The 22,653-nt window shown below is 66.2% G+C and carries 17 protein-coding genes; all 17 read left to right on the plus strand.

What is annotated here, in order from left to right:
- Positions 1-30: 30 nt before the first annotated feature.
- Positions 31-1,923, plus strand: coding sequence for a hypothetical protein (locus BUF17_RS19090; RefSeq protein ID WP_139282608.1), 1,893 nt, complete (start codon positions 31-33; stop codon positions 1,921-1,923).
- A gap of 57 nt (positions 1,924-1,980) precedes the next feature.
- Positions 1,981-2,457 carry an Hcp family type VI secretion system effector gene (locus BUF17_RS19095; protein WP_073631724.1) on the plus strand — a complete coding sequence of 159 codons (477 nt, stop codon included), beginning with the start codon at positions 1,981-1,983 and terminating at the stop codon, positions 2,455-2,457.
- A gap of 141 nt (positions 2,458-2,598) precedes the next feature.
- A complete protein-coding gene (locus BUF17_RS19100; protein ID WP_073631726.1) occupies positions 2,599-4,668 on the plus strand; it encodes a type VI secretion system Vgr family protein in 2,070 nt (689 codons plus the stop codon).
- Between the two features lie 17 nt (positions 4,669-4,685).
- Positions 4,686-5,279, plus strand: coding sequence for a DUF6931 family protein (locus BUF17_RS19105; RefSeq protein WP_073631728.1), 594 nt, complete (start codon positions 4,686-4,688; stop codon positions 5,277-5,279).
- Between the two features lie 13 nt (positions 5,280-5,292).
- Complete coding sequence (locus tag BUF17_RS19110; protein ID WP_073631730.1) at positions 5,293-6,330, plus strand: type VI secretion system-associated FHA domain protein; 1,038 nt, start codon at positions 5,293-5,295, stop codon at positions 6,328-6,330.
- Entirely contained in the window at positions 6,327-7,661 is a 1,335-nt protein-coding gene (gene tssK / locus BUF17_RS19115) for a type VI secretion system baseplate subunit TssK (RefSeq protein WP_073631732.1), read from the plus strand. Before BUF17_RS19110 ends, tssK begins: the two co-directional genes overlap by 4 nt.
- A 341-nt stretch (positions 7,662-8,002) precedes the next feature.
- Positions 8,003-9,532, plus strand: a complete 1,530-nt coding sequence (icmH, locus tag BUF17_RS19120) for a type IVB secretion system protein IcmH/DotU (RefSeq protein WP_073631734.1) — start codon at positions 8,003-8,005, stop codon at positions 9,530-9,532.
- Between the two features lie 37 nt (positions 9,533-9,569).
- Positions 9,570-9,722: a hypothetical protein gene (locus BUF17_RS23025; protein ID WP_175563750.1), complete on the plus strand. Its 153-nt coding sequence runs from the start codon at positions 9,570-9,572 to the stop codon at positions 9,720-9,722.
- Positions 9,719-13,192, plus strand: coding sequence for a type VI secretion system membrane subunit TssM (tssM, locus tag BUF17_RS19125; protein WP_073631736.1), 3,474 nt, complete (start codon positions 9,719-9,721; stop codon positions 13,190-13,192). Before BUF17_RS23025 ends, tssM begins: the two co-directional genes overlap by 4 nt.
- 400 nt (positions 13,193-13,592) lie before the next feature.
- Positions 13,593-14,729: a type VI secretion system protein TssA gene (gene tssA / locus BUF17_RS19130; RefSeq protein WP_073631738.1), complete on the plus strand. Its 1,137-nt coding sequence runs from the start codon at positions 13,593-13,595 to the stop codon at positions 14,727-14,729.
- An 81-nt stretch (positions 14,730-14,810) separates the two neighbouring features.
- On the plus strand, positions 14,811-15,326 hold the full coding sequence (gene tssB, locus BUF17_RS19135) for a type VI secretion system contractile sheath small subunit (RefSeq protein ID WP_073631740.1): 516 nt from the start codon (positions 14,811-14,813) through the stop codon (positions 15,324-15,326).
- A 3-nt stretch (positions 15,327-15,329) separates the two neighbouring features.
- Complete coding sequence (gene tssC / locus BUF17_RS19140; RefSeq protein WP_073631742.1) at positions 15,330-16,820, plus strand: type VI secretion system contractile sheath large subunit; 1,491 nt, start codon at positions 15,330-15,332, stop codon at positions 16,818-16,820.
- 160 nt (positions 16,821-16,980) lie between these two features.
- On the plus strand, positions 16,981-18,435 hold the full coding sequence (tssC, locus tag BUF17_RS19145; RefSeq protein WP_210215477.1) for a type VI secretion system contractile sheath large subunit: 1,455 nt from the start codon (positions 16,981-16,983) through the stop codon (positions 18,433-18,435).
- A 24-nt stretch (positions 18,436-18,459) separates the two neighbouring features.
- Entirely contained in the window at positions 18,460-19,263 is an 804-nt protein-coding gene (locus BUF17_RS19150; protein ID WP_073631746.1) for a type VI secretion system accessory protein TagJ, read from the plus strand.
- The gene (tssE, locus tag BUF17_RS19155) at positions 19,263-19,718 is read left to right on the plus strand and encodes a type VI secretion system baseplate subunit TssE (RefSeq protein WP_073631748.1); all 456 of its coding nucleotides are present in this window, start codon (positions 19,263-19,265) and stop codon (positions 19,716-19,718) included. Before BUF17_RS19150 ends, tssE begins: the two co-directional genes overlap by 1 nt.
- On the plus strand, positions 19,715-21,541 hold the full coding sequence (gene tssF, locus BUF17_RS19160) for a type VI secretion system baseplate subunit TssF (protein ID WP_073631750.1): 1,827 nt from the start codon (positions 19,715-19,717) through the stop codon (positions 21,539-21,541). Before tssE ends, tssF begins: the two co-directional genes overlap by 4 nt.
- The gene (tssG, locus tag BUF17_RS19165; RefSeq protein ID WP_175563751.1) at positions 21,538-22,581 is read left to right on the plus strand and encodes a type VI secretion system baseplate subunit TssG; all 1,044 of its coding nucleotides are present in this window, start codon (positions 21,538-21,540) and stop codon (positions 22,579-22,581) included. Before tssF ends, tssG begins: the two co-directional genes overlap by 4 nt.
- Positions 22,582-22,653 lie beyond the last annotated feature (72 nt).

Genomic DNA, 22,653 nt, shown 5'->3' on the forward strand with positions numbered 1-22,653 from the left:
GATAACTGAACTGGGGTAGAGGGTACCGAGATGGCTACAAGCGCTGCGGCCCTGAAGCAGCACCTCGATCGAGTGCAGACGAAGGCGACGAGCTTGAATTGGCAGGACCAGATGACGGTCCTGGCAACGCCGGAGCCGAGCCTGCAGACCGAGCTCGGGCCACTCACGACCAAACTCGAAAAGGCCAGCACGCTGCAATGTGCTGCCGCGATGGCTCTGGAATTCAAGGGTAATCCTCTGTACCAGAGCCAGTTGCGGACTGTTCGGGGTGACTTGAACGTTGCCACGATCAACAGCGGCAACGGTGGTGCCGAGTCGCTGTTCGCGCTTGGTCAGGCGATCACCGCGCTCTCGACGGCCGTGACGAACACCGGCAAGGCGGAACTTGAGAAGAAGCCGCCTCCCTCGCCGCTCGTCCTCGTGCTTGATGCGGTTCTGGCCCAGTCGCTGCTGGCCGTGCCTTATGCCGGCCCCTTTCTGTCGGCTGCGGCCCAGAACGCCGGCACCCTGCTCGGAGCCGCCGCCAGCACGGCCTTTCAGTCGATCGCAAACTACGCGATGACGGCGCCGACGTCGGACAAGAGCACGCTGGCGACCGTTCTCGGCGGAACGACCATCACGTCGGACGTCGGGTCCGGGATGGTGAGCGGCGTCGCCAAAGGCCTGTCCAGCGGACTGAGCAAGAACGTTCCGCAGGTCGGCGGCTACAACGGCGCGGTCAGCTTCTTCTACGGCATGTGGCAGAAGCGGCAGGAGCGCATCAAGAACGAGGATATCGACAAGATCGTCGCGAACGGAGGCCTCGACCAGGTGGTCTCCGTTGTGAAGATCATGAATACACAGACGCAGAACCAGGTTGCGACCAACAAGATCTATGACCGCCTGTTTTCGTCTGTGAAGCCTGAGGTCGAAGAGAAGAAGCTTGAATCGCTTCTCAACAAGAAGTCCGATACGATCAAGGAATACTACCAGAAGGTCCCCGAGACGCTGGACGCGTACCGCAAGTATGTTCTGGCTTTGATGTATGCGTCGATCGTGGACTCCCTCAGGGACGAAATAACGGCACTTCAGAACGAAATCCAGCGGCTGGCGTTGGCGAAAAAAGTATCGGCTCCGGTGTTCGCGACCAGTGGGCACGAAATGGCGGCCGTGCTGGTGATGGGATACTACTTCTACCGTTATATGAAGATGAATCCCACTCATAGTGGTCCGCTGACGGCCATCATGACGAAGTACTACCCGAACTGGGTTGCTCCCACCGTCGGCACGACGCCGAGCACGCTGGCCACCATGATGCCAACGCTCAACGTCGAGTCGCAGACCATCGCGAAGACGTTCCAGAACACCCAGCAGTTCAAGAGCGTTATCGAAGCCCCGTCCTGGTACAACAGCAGCAGCCCTGTCATCTCCGAGGCGATTGAGACGGCGGGCTCGAGTGCGGCGAGGTATTTCGGGCTTCTGAAGAGTTCTCTTTCGAATACGCTGGCAAAGAATCTTCGTCGCGGCGAGGCCAATACGCCTGAAATCGGCGATATCGTGCGGTTGGTCGCCGTCTGTTCGCTGATCGTGAACGAGGTCCTTGCCGCCGTAGCCCGAAAGAAGTCGATTTCCTATCAGGATAGCTGGATCGACACGCTGGTGGACTTGAAGTTCGTCAACAAGTACTCGAAGTGGTTCGGTCAGATCAGCGAAGATAAGAAGAAGGAGGTGACGGGACACGGTTCGAACGTTGCATCCAACTTCCGGCTACGGTTCCCTGGGAGCCTTCCCAGCGACTCCGAGCGAACGATGGTCTACATGTTCGCAAGTATCGTTGTTCTGAACGTCGATCTGGGTAAGATTGTCACCGGGACACAGGATTGGTCCAAAGTTAAGGACAATCTGTATCAACTCATAGGCCTTATTAACAGCGCAGAGCTTTAATTGCCTATTGGTTTAGAATGATACGGGCGAATACCGCCCCAACCTGAGGAGCTAAAAGTGGCTGTTTATCTGAACTACGACGGCATTCCGGGCGAAGCCACCCAGCAGGACCACAAGAAGTGGATCGACGTGCTGTCGATGTCCTGGGGCGTCGGCCGCGGCATCGCCACCGTCTCCGGGTCGGCCAACAACCGCGAGGCGTCCGAGCCGTCGGTCAGCGAAGTGTCGATCGTGAAGATGTTCGACGCCGCGTCGCCGAAGCTGTTCACCGAGGCCTGCACCGGTAACACCGGCAAGACCGTGAAGATCGATCTCGTCACCACCGGCAGCCCGGGCGTGACCTATGCGACCTACACGCTGACCAACGCGCTGATCTCGTCCTATTCGGTGTCGTCGAGCGGCGACCGTCCGACGGAGTCGGTCTCGATCAGCTTCACCAAGCTCGAGTTCAAGTTCGTCCCCTACGACGACAAGAACAAGGCCGGCTCGCCGGTCACCGTGTCCTACGACATGGCCACCACCAAGAGCTCGTAAGTCTTTCGCCGTCGTGCCGGTGCGCGGATTGCCGCGCGCCGGCATTTTTTCGGGCCGGGTGGCCGTCTGGCTTCCTGGCCGTCCGATTTTCCCGGGGACGTGCTGCTTGATGGCCCATCGCCCGGGTGGAGGGATGGCCCCATGAACGCCACGGCAGCCCCTGTCCAGACCGGCCGGCTCATCACGCTCACCACGCCGCTCGGCGGCGACGTGCTGATCGGAATGGACGTGAAGGGGCGGGAAGCCCTGTCCGAGCTGTTCGAGTACGAGGTCGACATGGCCTCGACGAACACAGGCATCACCGCCGACCAGTTGATCGGCAAGGCCGTGACGGTAAGCATCGCGCGACCGGGAAGCGACGCGCGCGCCATCAACGGGATCGTCACCTACTTCGCGGCCGGCGACCAGATGGTCAACGGCATGCGGCGCTATCGCGTGGTGCTGCGCCCGAAGCTGTGGCTGCTGACCCGCACCGCCGATTGCCGCATCTTCCAGAACCAGTCCGTCGTGCAGATCGCCGACACGCTGCTGTCCGACGGCGGCGTCACCGACTACAAGAAGGTCGGGCTCTCCGGCACGCACCCGACCCGCGATTATTGCGTCCAGTATCGCGAGACCGACTACGAGTTCCTCGTGCGCATCCTCGCCGAGGAAGGCATCTACTTCTATTTCCAGCACGAGAGCGGGCAGCACACGCTGGTTCTCAGCGATAGCGTCGGCGGCTACACGGATTGCGTCGACAAGAGCGTGCAGCATGCGCCGCCGGACAGTTCCCTCACCCAGGCGGTGCAGACCTGGTCGAGCGGCTTTCATTTCCAGTCCGGCAAGGCGACGCTCGACGACTTCAATTTCGAGCAATCGACCACCGATCTGACCGCGAGCACCTCGACGGCCGTGAGCAATTCGGCCTTCAAGAGCTGGGAAGTCTATGATTATCCCGGCGACTACACCAAGAAGGACGACGGCACGACGCTTTCCCGCACCCGCATGGAGGCGATCGAGGCCGGCTACGCGGTGACGCGCGGCACCGCCACCTATCCCGGCTTCGTGCCGGGCGCGAAGTTCACCATGACCAAGCACGAGGTCGCGAGCGAGCAGGGCAAGGCCTATGTGCTGCGGTCGGTGGAGCATACCGTCCGCGACCACACCCATCTCGGCAACCACGAGGAGACGGTCGCCTACACCAACGTGTTCACGGCGCTGCCCGCGACGACGGTGTTCCGGCCGCGGCCGGTGACGCGCCGGCCGCTGATTCCCGGCCACCAGACCGCGACCGTCGTCGGGGCGTCGGGCGATGAAATCTATTGCGACAAGTACGGCCGCATCCGCGTGCAGTTCCATTGGGACCGGCTCGGCAAGAACGACGAGAACAGCTCGTGCTGGATCCGCGTCGCCCAGTCCATCGCCGGCGCGACCTGGGGCTCGCAGTTCCTGCCGCGCGTCGGCATGGAGGTCGTGGTCGCCTTTCTCGAGGGCGACCCGGACCGGCCGCTCGTCGTCGGCAGCGTCTATAACGGGCAGAACATGCCCCCCTATACCCTGCCGGACAACAAGACCCAGAGCGGAATCAAGACGCGATCGAGCACGCAGGGCTCGGCGACCACGTTCAACGAGCTGCGGTTCGAGGACAAGAAGGGCAGCGAGCTCGTCTATATCCACGCCCAGAAGGACTTCACCCGCGACGTGGTGAACGACGACAAGCTGAACGTCGAGCACGACCGGACCGAGACGATCAAGAACGACCGCTCCGCGACGATCCAGGAGGGCAACGAAAGCCTGACGGTCTCCAAGGGCAACCGCACCGTCACGGTCTCCCAGGGCAACGAGAGCCTGACCGTGTCCAAGGGCAACCGTACCGTCACCGTGTCGGAGGGCAACGACAGCACGACGGTTTCCCAGGGCAACCGCACGGCGACGATCTCCAAGGGCAACGACACGACGACGCTTTCGAGCGGCAACTATTCGCTCTCGCTCAGCTCCGGCAATGCGACGCTGCAATGCGACGGCGGCTCGGTTACGATCAGCGCCGGGCAGTCGATCACGCTCAAGGTCGGCTCGAACTCGATCACCATCAACCAGTCCGGGATCACCCTGAAAGGCACGCAGATCGCGGTCACCGGCGATGCGAAGGTCCAGCTCAGCGGCCCGATGGTGAATGTCAGCGGCAGCGGTACCGTGCAGGTCAAGGGCGGTCTGGTGACCATCAACTGAGACGGTAGGAATTCGACATGGAAATCGGCTTTCTGCCGAAGGTTCGCTTCTCGCTCGCAGCCCAGATGTTCGCCATTCTGGAGCCGTCGGAAGAGGTTGCCGCCCTCAGCCCGCCGGATCAGCCGGCGGCGGACCTGATCGTTGCGCTTGCCGGCGCCGGACAATATGTGGATGCCATCCGCTATCTTGCCGTGGCGCTGCCGCGGCGGGAGGCGGTATGGTGGGCCTGCGTCGTCGGCGAAACCATGCTGGGCGACGTCACCACGGCCGACAGTCCCGAAGGCGCGGCCTGGAAGGCGGCCGAGGCGTGGGTCTACGAGCCGACCGAGCTGCGGCGCCAGGCCACCTATCCCGTCGCGGATGCGCTGAAGTTCAATACGGCCGGCGCCTATGCCGCGCTCGGGGCGTTCTGGTCGGGGGGCAGCCTCGCACCGCCGGAATCGGGGCAGGTGGTTCCGCCCGGCGACGGGTTGACGGGCAGTGCGGTCGGCGCTTCGATCCTGCTCAGCTGCGTGCCTGGGGACGCCAGGTCGATCGGGAAACGTCACATGGCGGCGTTGTCCATCGGCGCGGATATTGCCAATGGCGGGAGCGGGAAACGCGCTCCCTGACGGAACGGTGACGATGGCGCCTACGCTGCGGCTCACGCTGATTGGTTCGTTCGATACCCAGGCCGAGGAGCGGTCCCGGACGGTGACCGCGGGTCCGTTCCGCATCGGGCGGGACGCGGACAACGACTGGGTTCTGGAAGACGCCCGGCGGCTGATTTCCCGCCATCACTGCACGATCGAGCTGAAGGCCGGCATCTTCATCGTCATCGATACCTCGTCGAACGGCCTGTTCCTGAACAATGCGGAGCAGCCGGTCGGGCGCGGCAACACCGCCATCCTCAGCGACGGCGACCGGCTCGTGCTGCCGGGAACGACCATCGCGGTCGAGCTGAAGCAGTCCGATTCGCGCGCGACCGATCCGTTTCTCGCGGTTCTTCCGCCGCCGCCCGGATCGAAGCGGGACGACGCGGGGGGCGAAGACGACGGCCTGATGGCGTTGCCGGATTTCCCGCGCGCCAATCCGGCCGCCGGCTATGCCTCTTCTGTCAATCCCTGGGCCGCCAATCGGGCGGAGCCGCCCGTCGCCGACAACCGGCCGCTGCTGTCGTGGCCGCCGGTCGACGCGACGCCGCGGGCGGCGGAGCCGCCGCCGTTGTTCGCGACCGCCTTCAAGGGGGCGGCGCCGATTCCGCTCGACTGGAACCAGGAGGATAGCTCGGGGCCGGAGCCGGAACCCGAGACCGAAATCATGGCCATCGCGCCGGCGGTCCGCGACGAGGGCGAGCGCGACCGGCGCCTGATGCTCGCGCTGATCGAGGCGATCGCCCACCTGGAACGGCTTGTCGTGCCCTCGGACAGCGGCCTCGTCCTCGCCGGAGAGACGGGCGATGTGCTGGCCCGGCTTCGCGCGCTCGACCCGGCCGCCAGCGAGCGGCTGCTGTTGGGTCTCGCCGACCGGCTGGCGGGCACGATGGCATTGGAACGTCGGGACGATCTGTCTATAGAGGGGACGAAGGGGGGCGCGTTCGCGTTGGACGACGATCTCGCCTTGCCAGAGCGCCGGATAGGCCCGCTGACCAGTCTGCTCGATGACGGAGACGGCGAGAAATGAGTGCCAACGGCAAAGTCGTCTGGTCGGAAGGCATGTTCCTGCGTGCCCAGCATTTCCAGCAGCAGGACCGCTACGTGGAGCGCCTCGTGCGCGCCCGCGTCGACGGCATCGGGCCCTATCCGTGGGGGCTGCGCGAGATCGGCATCAACAATGCCCTGCTCGCGCTCGGCAAGTTCGGGCTGGAACGCTGCTCGGGCGTGTTCGAGGACGGCACCCCCATCGACATCCCGGGCGATCAGGCCCTGCCGACGCCGCTCGACCTGCCGGTCGGGCTCGCCGATTGCCTCATCTATCTGTGCGTGCCGATCCAGCAGGCCGGCGGAGCGGAAATCGATGTCGGCGGCGGCTTCGGCGCCTCGACCCGCTTCATCGCCTCGGAGCAGGATGTCGTCGACGCCATCAGCGGCGCGAACAGCAATGCGCGCATCCGTACCGCCAGCCTGCGCCTGCAGCTGATGCTCGGCACCGATGACCGCAGCGGCTTCCACTGCCTGGGGGTCGCGCGCGTCGCCGAGGTCTCGGCCGATCGCCGGGTGCGGCTCGATGCGGACTATATCCCGCCCTACATGGACGCGATGTCGTCGTCGGTGCTGAACGGCTATGTCAGCGAAGTCCTCGCGATGCTGCGGCACCGGGGCGAGGCGCTCGGCCGACGGGTATCCGGTGTCTCGAGCCAAGGAACGTCGGAGATGTTCGACTTCCTGATGCTGCAGCTTCTGAACCGTACCGAGCCGCTGCTCGCGCACTTCAACCATCTGCCGGCCCTGCACCCCGAGCGCCTCTACGAGGCGTTCCTGATGCTTGCTGGCGAACTCGCCACGTTCACCAATCCGCGGCGCCGGCCGGACGACTTCGCCGTCTACCGGCACGACGATCTGGAAAACGTGTTCGCGAGCGTGATGATCGCGCTGCGGCAGTCGCTCAGCGTCGTCATGGAACAATCGGCGATCCAGATTCCGCTCCAGGACAGGAAATACGGCATCCGCGTCGGCACGATCGTCGACAAGACGTTGATCGACAAGGCGAACTTCGTCCTGCTCGTCAAGGCGAGCATGCCGGAGGAGGCGATCCGCCGGTCCCTTCCGGCGCTGATCAAGATCGGATCGGTCGAGCAGATCCGCGAACTCGTGAACGTCCAGCTGCCCGGCATCCGCGTGCAGCCGCTGGCCGTGGTTCCGCGCCAGATCCCGTATCACTCCGGCACGGTCTATTTCGAGCTCGAGTCTCAAAGCCCGATCTGGAAGAGCCTCGCGACCTCCGGCGGCATCGCCGTTCACCTCGCGGGCGAGTTTCCGGACGTTCAGATGGAGCTGTGGGCGATCCGCCGCTGACGTCACGGCCGCGGGGGCGGCTTTCTTGGGGGTATGCACATGATTCTGCTCGCGAAGTCCGTCTTGTGGTCTGTCATGCCGCCTGTGGACGGCCTGACCGCATTTGCGCGCTCTGATTGTGGTTCCGTGCCTTTTCTGCGTCTTTGACCGACCGATATGCGCCTGAAGGTGGCAGGCCAACCCGGTGCGCGCGCTTCGGGAGAGGGCTTTGCGGCGGAATCGTGTTTGTTGTCGCCGTTTCGGTGGCGTCATCGTAAGCTGAACGCCGCCTCGTTCGTCTCAGTGCCTTCCACAAAACCAGCCTGTTCCGAACCTGCGGTGTGTATTGCGAAAGATGGGCTATGACGCGGGACACGCTCGATAGCGACAATGGCGACGCGACCATCTTTGCCCCCGCCGGCGGCGGGCGTCGCGCGCCGGAGCGTCAGTCGCCGCGCCAGCCTCTGCCCGGCCAGGGTGGGGATGTGCCTTTTCCCCAGGCATCGCAATCGGCCGGCACGCGGCCGCCGCCGGATCTCGGTCCGGTGAGCCGGAGCTATCCCTCGACCTGGGACAGCGACGAGCCGGCCGCCGAGGGGCTGAGCGCCGCATCGCGGGCCGTCGAGATCACGGTGGATCATTCCGACGCGCTGTCCACCGTTGCGGACGTCTACAACGACAATCCGGGTCTCGCTCTCGCCGCACCGATCTTCGAGCAGCTCTTGCGCGTGCGCGGTTCGTCCGATGTCGTCGACGTTCCCTCGCTGCATCGCAAGCTGATGCGGGGGCTTTCGACCTTCGAGACCCAGGCAGCCGCGCGGGGTCTCGCGCCCCGTCATGTGCGCCTCGTCCTCTATGCCCTTGCCGCCACGGTGGACGACATCGTGCTGCGTACGAAATGGGGCCAGGAAAGCCGATGGTCCACCCGGACCATGATCTCGCTGTTCTTTCAGGAATCGTGGGGTGGCGAGCGTTTCTTCACGCTCCTGAGCCAGATGATGGCTTCGCCCCAGTCGTTCATGAAGGAAATCGAGGTTTTCTATTATTGTATCGAGTTCGGATTCGTCGGAAAATACCGGCTCGATGCAGGCGGAAACGCTGAACTCACGCAGATCAGCGACGACGTCTACAAGTTCCTTCGCGGCATCCGCGGGTTTCCGCAGCCTGAACTGTCGCCGTCGTGGCGAGGGGTGACAGCGAACCGCGGGCGCCTGCGCGATCTGATGCCGTTCTGGCTTGCAGCCGCCGGGTTCGCCCTGATCCTTCTGGTGGTGTTCGTGGTGCTGTCGGCCATCCTGCGGCGCGATGCCGAGATCGCCGCGGTCAAGGTGAGCGAACTCCTGGCGGATCCCGTCCAGACCCCCGCGCCGCCGCCGCCGCCTCCGCCGGTTCGCGCGGCGCTGCCGGTGGTGCCTGCCGAGGGGATGCTCGCGCCGCCGCCCACCACGCCTCCGGCGATCGATCCCTATCGCGCCATCGCCAAGATGCTCATGCCGCAGCAGCAGCAGGGCCTGATCTCGGTGCTGTCGCGCAGCGGCACGGTTGTGATCATCACCCGCAAGGAGCTGTTCACGTCGGCGAGCACGACGCTGCGCACGCCCTATCCGGCCGTGATCAAGGCCATCGCGGAGGCGCTTCAGCCGTTCCCCGGTCCGATCGCCGTCACGGGCTTTACCGACAGCCTGCCGATCAACACCCCGACCTTCCCCAACAACGAGGCCCTGTCGCTCGCCCGCGCCAAGCGCGTCGCGCAGCTGTTGTCGGAAGGTCTGTCCGATCCCGCCCGCGTCAGCGCGTTCGGCCGCGGTGCCGCCGACCCCATTGCCACGAACGCCACGCCGGACGGCCGCAGCGCCAACCGGCGCGTCGAAATCGTCCTCACACCGCGCTAGAGGTCCAGGGACGATGGAGATCGTGGCGGAGATTGACATGGCCGAGACCGGCTTCGTGAGGGCGAGCAGGCCGGCGGAAGCCGATCGTCTGGCGGCCGGAGCGGGCCGCGTGCGCCGCCGCGCCGTCGTTCCGTTCGACGCTCGCGTGCCCACCGTTATCTCGACGATGCCATCAGGAACCGCACGATGATGAAGCCGCTCGGTACTTGGGCATTCTGGCGCCTGGTCCTGGTGGCGGCGGCCTTCCTGCTGCTGTCGCTTCTGACGTGGTTCCTCGCGCCGCTGATCACGGTCGGCGGAGCGCCGGTCATCGGCGATCCGGTGCTGCGGCTTCTCGCGGCGCTGATCGTGCTGCTGATCGGCGTCGTGGTCGTGCTCGTGCTGCTGCTCAGGGGGTTCGGCCAGTCCGCGCGCAAGCCCTTCCAGTCGAGTGCCTCCAACGAGGAGGAGGCGAAGACCCAGACCGACGCGCTTGAGGCCGGCCTGCGCCGCGCCTTCGCCACCCTCAAGGGCACGGGGCGGGTGTGGCGGCTCGACCGCTCCTATCGCTACAAGCTGCCCTGGTATCTCGTGATCGGGCCGGAGCGGGCGGGGAAGACCTCGCTGATCCGGTCCTCGGGCCTGCGCTTTCCCGCCACCGACAGCCGCGGCGGGCACATCGCGGCCGGTCCCGCCTTCACGTTCTCCTTCGTCGATAACGCCGTCTTCGTGGATACGGCCGGGCCGTTCGGCCCGCATTCGCAGCGCCGTCTGTGGCGGAACTTTCTCGGGCTCCTGAAGCGCTACCGTCCGCGCGAGCCGATCAACGGCGTCGTCATCGTGCTCAGCGTGGCGGAACTGCGGACCGCGGCGGAAAGCCAGACGGCGGCGCTGTTCGCCGAAATCCGTCAGCAGTTGATCGATCTGCGGAACCAGCTCAGGGCGAGCTTTCCGGTCTATGCCGTGTTCACCCGCGTCGACGATGTGCCGGGGTTCGAGGCGTTCTTCGCCAACCTGGCGCCGGTCTACCGCAATGCCGTGTTCGGGCTGACACTTCCGATCGCGAGCGGGCGCGGCGCGGCGGCGAACCCGCCCGAGGCGATCGGAACGGTGTTCGGCCGGGAATATGACGATCTGCTGCGCTGGCAGACCCCGCGGGTGCTCGAACAGGTGAACGGCGAAGGCGATATCACCCGTCGCTTCGACGATTTCATGTTCCTGCCGCAGATGGCGCTGCTGAAGCAGAAATATCTGCAGTTCGTCGAAGACGTGTTCCGGCCGAACGAGTTCGAGCCGACGCTCCAGCTGCGCGGCGTCTATTTCACCAGCGCTCGCGCCGATCTGATCACGAAATCCGACGAGCCCGCGGAGACCGTCGGCACGCCGAGTGTCGCGGTGCCCGCCCAGCGCGGCCTGTTCATCCGCGATCTGTTCGAGCAGGTCGTCATTCCCGAAGCCGGGCTCGTGGCGCTGGACAGGCGGGCGCGCCGCGCCCAGCGCCTGACGCAGTGGGCGACCCTCGCGCTCATCGCCCTCGTCGCGCTCGCGCTGTGCGGCTGGTGGGCCTACAGCTTCGCCAACAACCGCACCTTGATCAAGACCGTCGAACAACGGGCGGATCGCGCCAAGCTGTCGCTCGCGATGCTCGGCGCGAATCCCAGCATGCAGCCGACCCAGAACACGGATCTCGCCGCCACCATTCCGGCGCTCAAGGCGCTGGAGGATATCCCGACGGGGTGGGGGGATACGCGCGACTATTCGGTGCCCGCGTTCACCGGCGGCCTGTCGCAATATGGCCATCTCTCGGGGCCGGCGAAGTCGGAATATGTCGACGCGCTGCACATGCTGTTCCTGCCCCAGCTCGTCGGCTATCTGGAGTCCGACATTCAGGACTCCATGTCCGACCCGGCGAAGCTTTACGGCGCCGTGATGGTCTACCTGATGTTCGGTGGCGTGCGGCCGGTCGACAAAGAGGTCATCGCCAACTGGTTCGATCGCCGCTGGCAGTCGCTCTATCCCAATGCCTCGGACGCGCCCTTGCGCGCCTCCCTGCAGGAGCAGCTGCAGAACCTGCTGAAGGCCGGGTTCGCACCGGCTCCCATTCAGGAGCAGCTCGTCGCGAACGCGCGCGCCGTGCTGAACGAGTTCCCGCCCGCCATGCGCGGCATGGCGCTGTTGAAGCAGCTGCCGGAAATCAGGAATCTGCCGACCTGGCGCCTGACCGACGTCGCCGGCCCGCTCGCCTCCTATGCGCTTGTCCGGCGCTCCGGCAAGTCGCTCGCGGAAGCGGTGCCGGGCATGTACACCGCCGACCATTTCAGCACCGTCGTGCTGCCTGCGATCTCGAAGGTCGCCGAGACGGTCATGAACGAGGACTGGGTCCGCTTCCTGACGCCTGAGGACGACGAGGGTCCCGAGCGGCAGAAGGAGCTGGAGCGGGAGATGACGGATCTCTACGTCTCCGACTACATCGCCCAGTGGGAGGGCCTCCTCAACGACGTCACGATCGCGTCCTTCACCGACTTCAATTCCGAACTGAGCGTGCTCCAGGCCGTTCTCGGCCCGCCGTCGCCGCTTTCCCTGTTCCTCAACTCGGTCTCGCAGCAGACGACGCTCAGCCCCGCGCCGGAAAGCAAGGAAGCGGCCGCGACCGCGCCCCAGGCCGCCACGCCGCTCAGCGCGGCCGCGCAGGCCGGCCAGCCGATCACCGAGCATTTCGCCGGCCTGCATGCCTTCGTCGCCGGCAATCCGAGCCCGCTCGACGGCACCCTGCAGTCGCTGTCGCAACTGCGGGCGCTGATCGGCCCGGCGGCGAGCGCGGGCAGCAGTCCCGCCCAGGTCACCGCGCTGACCTCGGGTCCCGGCTTCTCGCAGCTCCTGAGCCAGATGCAGTTCAACACCCTGAGCGCGCCGCCGTCGCTGGCCGATGCCGTCGCCCAGATCACCCAGCAGACGTCCGCCATCGCCAACGAGGGCGTGAAGAGCGATCTCAGCGGAACGTGGACCTCCGAGGTCTATCCGTTCTGCCAGGCCGCCATCGAGGGGCGCTATCCCTTCGCCGTGTCGGAGAACGAGGTCACCATCGCCGATTTCAGCCGGCTGCTGGCGCCGAACGGCCTGCTCGACCAGTTCTTCACCAAGCAGATCAAGCCCTATGTCGACACGACGCGCACCCCGTGGCGCCTCAACAAGGCGGCCGCGCGTCCCAACCTGACCCCGGCGGCCATCAAGTTCTTCGAACAGGCCGACCGCATCCGCAAGGTGTTCTTCGTCGATGGCGGAGCGACGCCGCAGGTGTCGTTCCAGATCGAGCCCTACAATCTCGATCCGAACGCCATGCGCGTGACGCTGTCGATCGACGGTCAGACGCTCACCTACCAGTACGGCCCGCCGCAGCGCACGCCGATCCACTGGCCGGGCGCCAAGGGCGGCGTCAGCATCGCGTTCGCGGCGTCCACGCCCGGAACGCCGTCGATGTCCAACGTCACCGGACCGTGGGCGCTGTTCCGCTTCCTCTCCACGGCGAAGGTCACCCGCCTGACGGCGACCCGTTTCCAGGTCGCCGTCCAGCTCGGGTCGAATTCGGCGAGCTTCGTCATCGAGGCGGACAGCGTGATGAACCCGTTCGGCCAGAATCCGCTGGCCGGCTTCAAGTGTCCGCCGGCGCTGGTTCCAGGCTAGCGCCGGGCCTGTACCCTGGGATGACGGTGGGAAACACGGTGGTTCCCGCAGGTGTCATATTGGGATAAGCTGCCGGGCGTAATGGTGAAAAGAACGTCGTGGCCTCCGCCGGATGCGGGCGGCCGCGGTCCGGAGGGGGAAGGCGGGGGCCTGTCGCGACCGGTGACGAACGACGCGAAGCCGGCGCGACGGGGAAATGATTGCGATAGCCGACCGCGACGATCCGGCATCCTGTCGTCACGGGGGCCGGCGCAGCGGGTTCGCCTGTCAGCGTCTGAAGCGGTCGGGTGCCGGGGCTTCCCGGACGCGACGAACGACAGCCTTGCCTGCCCCTCGTTTCCGGACGTTATCGAGCCGCTCCGTAAAGACCTGTTCTCGCGTATGGAATTGTTCGAATTTCATGGCCATAACCCCGACTTTCGATCCCGAGGAACTGCTCGCTCCGTTCGAGGGTGACGCGCCCTGCGGAACCGATCCGCGCAGCGACATGTCGCCGACCTCGCGCTTCCTGCGGATGAAGGACGCGCGGGCGCTTGCGCGTCGCAAGGAGCGCGCCATCGATGTCGACCCCGACGCGCCTTCGCCGCTGGAGGACTGGGGCGAGATGGCGGATGTCGGCCTCCAGATCCTCGGCCACGAGGGCAAGGACCTCGAAGTCGCGGCCTGGATGATCGAGGGCCTGCTGCGGGTGGATGGGCTGTCGGGGCTCCACACCGGGTTGAAGCTGGCCGAAGGGCTCGTCAACACCTATTGGGACGAGATCTATCCGCTCCCCGACGAGGACGGCAACGAGCCGAGGCTGTCGCCGTTCATCGGTCTCAATGGTGCATCCGGCGACGGCACCCTGATCCAGCCGCTGCGCAAGCTGGGGCTGACGCGCAGCGATCCGCCGATGTCGTTGTGGCAATACGAGCAGGCGATGGAGATCGAGCAGATCTCCGATCCGACCAAGAAAGAAGCCCGCCTCGTCGCCGGCGGGACGACGCTTGAGACGTTCACCGCCGCGGTCCAGGCGACGCCGGCGTCGCACTTCAGCGCGCTCGTGGCCGATCTCGCCGAGGTGACGGCCGCGGTCAACGCGTTGTCGGATGCGTTCGTCGCGCGCGTCGGCCACGATGCGCCGCCGGCCGGTGCCATCCGTGCCGCGCTGACCGCGATCGACGAGGCGGTCCGCGTGTTCGCGGCCGACAAGCTCGCCCAGGCGAGCATGGCCGCCGAAAGCGCCGGCTATGCCGTGGAGGTCCAGGAGGGCGAGGCCGCGGTCGCGGAAGGGGCGCCTGCCGCCGGTGGTGGCAGCGCCGTGCCGTCCTCCCGCCCCGCCAGCCGCGAGCAGGCCTTGCAGCAGATTCTGCAGATCGCGGCGTTCTTTCGCCAGACGGAGCCGCATTCGCCGATTTCCTACACGCTGGAGGAAGTCGTTCGGCGTGGGCGGATGCCGCTGACACAGCTTCTGGACGAACTCGTCGTCGACGCGGAAGCGAGACGTTACTTCTACATTGCCTCCGGACTGCGTCCGCCGGAGGTTCCGAGTGAATAAAGTCGTTTTTCCTCAGTGTTCAACGACGCAAGGTGGTCTACAAGTTAATTCACGTCACAGGGCAAAGGGTCTCGAAGAGCGATGCCGAGCATTCATGAAAAGCTGAGCCGGGTCCGCAAACCGCGCGTCCACATCACCTACGATGTCGAGACGGAAGGCGCGGTCGTCCAGAAGGAGCTTCCCTTCGTCGTCGGCGTGATCGGAGACTTCTCCGGCGATCCGACCGAGCCGCTGAAGCCCCTCGGCGACCGGAAGTTCATCCAGATCGACCGTGACAATTTCGATCAGGTGCTGGCGCGCATGACGCCCGGCCTGAAGATGAAGGTTGACAACACGCTGGCCGACGATGGCAGCCAGATGTCCGTCGAACTCGCGTTCAAGTCGATGGAAGACTTCTCCCCCGCCTCGGTGGTGCAGAATGTCGAGCCGCTTCGCAAGCTGATGGACGCGCGCAACCAGCTGCGCGACCTCCTGTCGAAGGCCGACCGCTCCGAGAATCTGGAGAGCCTTCTGGAACAGATTCTCTCCAACGAAGAGCAGTTGAAGGCGCTCGGCGATCAGCTGGGCGTTGCCGCTCCCGAGAAGAAGGAAGGTTGACCGATGGCCGCGGGTGAAGCCGAAGCACAAGGCCAGGCTGCGGAAGCCGCCACGGGCGAGCTTTCCTTCCTGGACCAGGCGATCGCTGCGACGAAGCAGACCGATCCCGACCGTACCACCGAGCTCTTGCGCACGCTGACGCGTGAGGCGCTGGCCGGCACGGTGACCTATTCCAAGAACCTCGCGCAGACGATCTCTGCGGCGATCTCCAGCATCGACGCCAAGCTGTCGACGCAGCTGAACGCCATCATGCACCACCCGGACTTCCAGAAGCTGGAAGGCACCTGGCGGGGCCTGAACTATCTCGTCATGAACTCCGAGACGAGCACGACCCTGAAGATCCGCGTGCTGAACTGCACGAAGCGCGAGCTCTACAAGAACCTGAGCAAGGCCTCGGAGTTCGACCAGAGCGCGATCTTCAAGAAGATCTACGAGTCCGAGTTCGGCAGCCCTGGCGGCGAGCCCTACGGCGCGCTGATCGGCGACTACGAGTTCTCCAACCATCCCGAGGACATCGAGCTGCTGTCGCAGATGTCGAGCGTGGCCGCTGCGGCCTTCGCTCCCTTCATCGCGGCGGCTGATCCGGCGCTGTTCGGGTTCGACAACTACACCGAGCTGTCGAAGCCGCGCGATCTGGAGAAGATCTTCGACACCGTCGAATACGCCAAGTGGCGCAGCTTCCGGGAATCGGAAGATTCCCGCTTCGTCACGCTGGCCCTGCCGCGCACCCTCGCCCGGCTGCCCTACGGCGCCATGACCAAGCCGGTCGAGGAGTTCAACTACGAGGAAGGCCACATCGTCGACGGCGTGCCGCGTGCGATGGCCAACAACGAATATTGCTGGATGAACTCGGCCTTCGTGCTGGGCGCCCGTCTCACGGATGCGTTCGCGCAGCACGGCTGGTGCACCGCCATCCGCGGCGCCGAGGGCGGCGGCAAGGTCGAGAACCTGCCGAGCCACGTGTTCGTGTCGGATGACGGCGACGTCGACCAGCAGTGCCCGACCGAGATCGGCATCACCGATCGTCGCGAGGCGGAGCTGTCGAAGCTCGGCTTCCTGCCGCTGTGTCACTACAAGGGCACCGACTACGCGGTGTTCTTCGGTGCGCAGACCACCCAGAAGCCGAAGAAGTACGACCGCCCCGAAGCGACTGCCAACGCCGCGATCTCGGCTCGCCTGCCGTACATCATGGCCACGTCGCGCTTCGCGCACTACCTGAAGATCATGGGCCGCGACAAGGTCGGCGCGTTCATGGAAGCCAGCGACTGCGAGGCTTGGCTCAACCGCTGGATCATCAACTACGTCAACGGCAATCCGGATGCCGGCCAGGATATGAAGGCCAAGTATCCGCTCGCCGAGGCGAAGGTCGAGGTCCGCGAGATTCCGGGCAAGCCGGGCTCCTACAACGCGGTCGCCTGGCTGCGTCCGTGGCTGCAGATGGAAGAACTCACCACCTCGCTGCGCATGGTGGCGCGGATTCCGTCCGCGTCCTGACGCGGGCTGAACCGGCAAAGCTTCAAACGTCAAGGCTTGGAGGGCTGCCATCGTGCCGACGGATACGCCACCTGCGACGGAGGCCCCGGCGGACGCGAAGGCGGCGATGGGCGGGGGAACTGTTTCCCCGCCTCTGCGGCGGGTTGCGGTCGATATGGCGTTGGGGCGTGTTCCCGGCGACCGCCTCGACCGCTTCCTCGCCGAAAGCGATCCGCGCGCCGCGCTGCGCGAGTGGTTCGGCGACGATGCCGCCGCCTCCTGGGGCGATCCGGCGCTCGCGCTCGCCATCGACCGGGATATCGCCCGGCTCGATGCGCTCATCACCGATCAATTGAACGCCGTCATCCACCATCGCCGCTTCCTGGCGCTGGAAGCGTCGTGGCGCGGTCTGCGCTATCTGTGTTCCTGCGCGGCCTCGGCGAGCGGGGTGGTGGTGCGGGCGATCAACGCTTCGTGGGCGGAGATCGCGCGCGATTTCTCGCACGCGACCGATTTCGACCGCAGCGCGCTGTTCCACAAGGTCTATACGGAAGAATACGGCATGCCCGGCGGGCGGCCGTTCGGCGTCCTCCTGTGCGATTACGAGATCCGTCACCGGCTGACGCCGACCCACACGGTCGACGACGTCGCCGTGCTGACCGGACTTGCGGGCGTGGCGGCGGCGGCCTTCGCGCCGACCGTGCTCGGCGCCTCGCCGGAACTGCTCGGCCTCGAGGCGTTCTCCGAGCTCGACCGCGTGCGCAGCGTGCGGCAACTGTTCACGGGCGAGGAATATCGGCGATACGATCGGGTGCGAAATCTCGAAGACGCCCGCTTTCTGGGCGTGGTGCTGCCGCGTGTGCTGATGCGCGAGCCCTATTCGGACGCCGACCTGCGCAACATGCCGTTCCGCTACCGTGAGGACGTCGATGGGCTCGACGCCTCCGAACTCTGCTGGGGCAATGCCGTCTATGCTTTCGGAGAGGTGCTGATCCGCTCCTACGACCTCCACGGCTGGTTTGCCGATATCTGCGGTTCGCGCCGCGACGAGGTGGACAACGGCCTCGTCATCGGTGTGCCCGGGCCCTCGGTCGAAAGCGATGCGCCGGGGGTGGTGCGCCGGTTCGGCTGCGAACTCGCGATCCCCGCGCACACGGAGCAGGATCTGTCGCTGCTGGGGCTGATGAACGTCAACGTCTGCAAGGACACGTCCTATCTCGTGTTCAGAACGGGCGCGTCGATCCAGTCCGTGCCGCGCTACGACAGGCCGGGCGCCGAGGTGAACGCGCGCTTGTCGGCGATGTTGCGCTACATTCTCTGCGTGTCGCGCTTCGCCCATTACATCAAGGTGCAGATCCGCGATCGCGTCGGCAGCTTCACCACAGCGGAGGCGTGCGAGAGTGCGCTCCAGACGTGGCTGCACGGCTATTGCCTCGGCAACGACGACGCCTCGATGGAGATGAAGGCCCGCTTCCCCCTGCGTGAGGGCCGAGTGGAGGTGCGCGACATTCCCGGCAGGCCGGGCGCCTTCGCCTGCGTGCTCCAGCTTCAGCCCCACTTCCAGCTCGACCAGATCTTCACGACCTTCAAGCTCGTGACCGATTCCGCGCTTGCCGCACCCCAATCGGCCGCCTGAGGCCGCCTCTTTCGGAGAGATTTCATGACGATCGCGTCATCGCTCGACCTGTTCACCGGCGGCCAGTTGCGCGCCGCCGTCGCTGCCGCGGGCGAGGCCGTCAAGGCGGCGCCGGGCGACATTGCCAGCCGCAGCCTGCTCGCCGAATATCTCTGCGTGGCAGGCGAGCTGGAGCGGGCGGAGCGGCAGTTCGAGGCCATCGCCGCCCAGGACCCCAAGACCTCCGTTCAGGTGATGACGCTGCGGCAGCTCGTGCGCGCCGACATGATGCGCCGGCAGGTCTGGAAGGACGGCCGCGCGCCGGAATTTCTCGCCGAGCCGCCGGCGCACGCGGCGGCGCGGCTCGAAGCGCTCATGCACCTTCGCAACGGCGACGTCGCGGCCGCGGCCGAAAGCGTCGCCCGGGCCGAGGATCTGCGTCCGCAGGTTTCCGGCATGGCGGGCGACGTTCCGTTCGACGATTTCCGCGATCTCGACGACCTGATCGGCGGCGTGCTCGAGGTGATGACGACGACGGGCAAATATTACTGGGTGCCGATGGAGCAGATCGAGCAGGCCGAATTCCTGCCGCCGTCGCGTCCGCTCGACACCGCGTGGCGCACCGTGATGCTTTCGGTGCGCGGCGGGCCGGAGGGCGAGGTCGTCATTCCCGGCATCTATCCCGTCACCGGCGAGGCCCCGTCCGAGGCCGCGCTGACCGGGCGCGAGACGGACTGGATCGAGGAGGCGCCCAGCTTCGTGCGCGGCCAGGGGCTGCGCTGCTTCCTCGTCGGCGAGGAGAGCGTCTCGGTGCTCGACCTGCGCACGTTGACGTTCAAGGCGGACTGATGCCCGAAGCGAAGCCGGTCGTCTCCCTGTCGCTGCTCGACCGCCTGCTCGACGAGGAAGGCTCGGTCGTCTCGCGCATCCGCGAGGGTATGCTGCGGGATCTGGAGGATCTGCTCAACACCCATCCCCGCGTCGCGGGGTGGTCGGAGCACCTGCGCGAGCTCGACCGGTCTCTGCTGAATTTCGGCATCCCGGATCTGTCCGCCGTCAATCTCTCCACCGAGCGGCACCGCTCGGACATGGTCAGGGAGATCGGCGACATCATCCGCACCTGGGAACCGCGGCTGGCGAAGATGGACATCTTCGCCGTGCCGAACACCGATTCATCCGACCGCACATTGCGGATCCGGATCGAAGCGGAGATCGTGATTTCGCTTTCGCCCGAGCCGGTCATCTTCGACACGGTGATCGACCCCCTGAGCAACCGGGTTTCGCTCAAGAGTGCCAATCGGTGAGTGACGAACTGCTTCCATACTACAACCGCGAACTCGGCTACCTGCGCGAGCTTGCGAGTGCGTTTGCGGAGGCCAATCCGAAGATCGCCGGCCATCTGCGCATCAGCAACGATGCCATCGACGATCCCCATGTGGCGCGGCTCATGGAAGGCGTCGCGTTCCTCAACGCGCGCGTGGCCCGCAAGCTCGACGACGAGTTTCCGGAACTCGTCGATAGCCTGCTCGGCGTGCTCTACCCGCATTATCTCGCGCCGATTCCGTCGATGGCGACCGTGCAGTTCATCGGCTCTTCCGAGATGGCCGGCCCGCAGGTCATTCCGGCCGACAGCGAACTCGACACCGCGAATCTCGACGGCGAAAGCTGCCGCTTCCGCACCCGCTACCCGGTGACGCTGTGGCCGATCGCGCTGGCCGAGGCGACGATGGGCGGCCGCACGGTCATCGCCCCGGTCAATCCGGCGGCGGAGGGCGCGGTCGCCACCCTGCGGCTGTCGCTGCGCTGCACGACGCCGGATGCGACCTTCGCCGATCTCCAGCCGCAGCAATTGCGCTTCTTCCTGCGGGGCCAGTCCTCGCAGATCCACGTGCTGCATCAGCTGATCCTGAACAACACGGTCTCGATCGCCCTCGCCGACAGCCCGAACGACCCGGCGCCGGTGATCGTGCCGCCGAGCGCGGTCAAGCCGGTCGGCTTCGAGGCCGACGAGGCGCTGCTGCCCTATCCGCCGCAGGCGCGCAACGCCTATCGCATCCTCACGGACTTCTTCGTCTTCCCGGAGAAGTTCCTCTATTTCGAGATCGATCTGCTCGAAAAGATGGTGCGCGGCGCGAGCACGCAGCTTCACATCGTGTTCTATTTCGACCGCACCGACGTCGCGCTCGAACGCGCCGTCGGCAAGGACATGTTCGCCCTCGGCTGCACGCCGGTGGTCAACCTGTTCCGGCAGCGGGCGGAGCCCGTCATCATCGGCCAGAACCGCTTCGAGCATCGCGTCATCGCCGATGCCCGCCGCCAGGAAGCGCTGGAGGTCTATGCGGTCAATTCGGTCGTGGCGACGGACGACCAGGGCCGGCGCCGCGAGGTGCTGCCGTTCTTCGCCCGCAACCGGCATCCCGAACGCCAGGCGCGGCCGTCCTACTGGACGGCGACGCGTCGCCGCAGCGACGGCCGCACCGACGCAACCGAGATCTTCCTGTCCTTCACCGGGCTCGAGCAGGAGATCGGCGGCGGGGAATGGACCGCCTCCATCGAAACGCTGTGCTCGAACGGCGACGTGCCGGCCTCGCTGCCCTATGGCGGCGGCCAGCCCCAGCTTGCGCTGCGCGACCGGGTGGGCGCGGTCTCGGAGGTGCACTGCATCTCGCCGCCGACGCCGACCCTGCGCAATATCGGTGGCGACGGCCGCCGCTGGAACCTGATCTCGCACCTCACCCTCAACCACCTGTCGCTGACCGAGGCCGGCGCGCTCGACGCGCTGAAGGACATCCTGCGGCTCTACGATTTCCGCGATTCCCTCGAAACCCAGCGCATCATCGACGGCATCACGCTCCTGAAGACCCGCCGAGGCATCGCCCGGGCGCCGCTGCGGCCGGGCGACGTGACGTGGGGCGACGCGATGTGCGGCGGCGTCGACATCTCCGTCGAGCTCGACCCCTCCAATTTCACCGGTTCGGGCCTCTATCTGTTCGCCCTCGTGCTCGAGCACTTCTTCGGGCTCTATGCCTCCATCAATTCCTTCACGCGCCTCACGGCGTCGGTGAAGGGCCAACCCGGGATTCTGCACAAATGGCCCGCTCGCGCCGGCGATCGTCACATTCTGTGATCGACCAGCTCCTCGATGCGCCGCAGAGCTTCGACTTCGTCCAGGCGATGCGGGTGCTCGAAGCCGCGGGCGGATTGGGCGACCATGTCTCGATGGCGGCCGCCCGCACGCCCGCCGGCTATGGCGGCACATTCCGGCTTCGCTTCGTCAACGATGCCCGGCTGCGCTATCCGACCGCGGTCATCTCCAGCGCCGAGAAGGAGCCGGACGGCTCCGTGCGGATGACGGTGGCCGGCATCGGCATGATCGGCGCGCTCGGCACGCTGCCCTACAGCTACACCACGCTCGCCACCGCGCGGCTCGGCCACAACAACGAGGCGCTGAAGGCCTTCCTCGACATCTTCCAGCACCGCGCGGTCGAGCTGTTCTACGGCGCCTCCAGCAAATACCGCCTGGCGATCGATTTCGAGCGGCGGGAGCGCACGGGCGAGGACGGGTTCGGCAGCGTGCTGCGCAGCCTCGCCGGCATCGAGGGCGCGTCCCTGCGCAACCGCATGTCGGTGCCGGACGACACCGTCCTGCACTATGCCGGGCTGTTCGCGTCCGGTCCCCGCTCCGCGGACGGGCTTGAGGCGCTGCTGCGCAGCGAATTGCGGCACCCGGTCTCGGTCCTTCAGTTCGTCGGACGCTGGGTGCCGGTCGCGGCGGAAGAGCAGACCCGGCTCGGCGGCGGCCGCGCGTCGGGCGGCCAATATTGCGGGCTCGGCACAAACGCCGTGGTCGGCGACCGGGTGTGGAGCGCGCAGCATTCCGCGCGGATCGTCATCGGCCCCATCGGCCGCGAGGAGATGGAGGCGCTGCTGCCCGGCGGACAGCAGAGCCGCTTCATCGCCGATCTCGTGCGCTTCTATTGCGGCGCCGAGTACGAATTCGACGTCCAGCTCGTGATGCGCGCCGACGCCGTTCCCGCGGCCCGTCTCGCCCGCGGCGATGGCGACGATCCCGGCGCCGCCCGCCTCGGCCAGACCGCCTGGAGCCTGAGCGGCCCGAGCCCGGTCGCCCGCGACGAAGCGATCTTCCCGTTGTCCCCGCCCGAATGACCGGCGCGGCCGCCCGCCGCCGTCGCGTTGCCATCCCCGTCATGGCCTGCCGTCGTCTTCGCGGAAGGCCGA

Source organism: Pseudoxanthobacter soli DSM 19599, from assembly GCF_900148505.1.
GTDB classification, from domain to species: domain Bacteria; phylum Pseudomonadota; class Alphaproteobacteria; order Rhizobiales; family Segnochrobactraceae; genus Pseudoxanthobacter; species Pseudoxanthobacter soli.

Bases quoted from the DNA above. Each gene is read 5' to 3' on its own strand.
- BUF17_RS19090 (WP_139282608.1), top strand. From the start codon at position 31: ATGGCTACAAGCGCTGCGGCCCTGAAGCAGCACCTCGATCGAGTGCAG.
- BUF17_RS19100 (WP_073631726.1), top strand. From the start codon at position 2,599: ATGAACGCCACGGCAGCCCCTGTCCAGACCGGCCGGCTCATCACGCTC.
- BUF17_RS19105 (WP_073631728.1), top strand. From the start codon at position 4,686: ATGGAAATCGGCTTTCTGCCGAAGGTTCGCTTCTCGCTCGCAGCCCAG.
- BUF17_RS19110 (WP_073631730.1), top strand. From the start codon at position 5,293: ATGGCGCCTACGCTGCGGCTCACGCTGATTGGTTCGTTCGATACCCAG.
- tssK (WP_073631732.1), top strand. From the start codon at position 6,327: ATGAGTGCCAACGGCAAAGTCGTCTGGTCGGAAGGCATGTTCCTGCGT.
- icmH (WP_073631734.1), top strand. From the start codon at position 8,003: ATGACGCGGGACACGCTCGATAGCGACAATGGCGACGCGACCATCTTT.
- BUF17_RS23025 (WP_175563750.1), top strand. From the start codon at position 9,570: ATGGCCGAGACCGGCTTCGTGAGGGCGAGCAGGCCGGCGGAAGCCGAT.
- tssM (WP_073631736.1), top strand. From the start codon at position 9,719: ATGATGAAGCCGCTCGGTACTTGGGCATTCTGGCGCCTGGTCCTGGTG.
- tssA (WP_073631738.1), top strand. From the start codon at position 13,593: ATGGCCATAACCCCGACTTTCGATCCCGAGGAACTGCTCGCTCCGTTC.
- tssB (WP_073631740.1), top strand. From the start codon at position 14,811: ATGCCGAGCATTCATGAAAAGCTGAGCCGGGTCCGCAAACCGCGCGTC.
- tssC (WP_073631742.1), top strand. From the start codon at position 15,330: ATGGCCGCGGGTGAAGCCGAAGCACAAGGCCAGGCTGCGGAAGCCGCC.
- BUF17_RS19150 (WP_073631746.1), top strand. From the start codon at position 18,460: ATGACGATCGCGTCATCGCTCGACCTGTTCACCGGCGGCCAGTTGCGC.
- tssE (WP_073631748.1), top strand. From the start codon at position 19,263: ATGCCCGAAGCGAAGCCGGTCGTCTCCCTGTCGCTGCTCGACCGCCTG.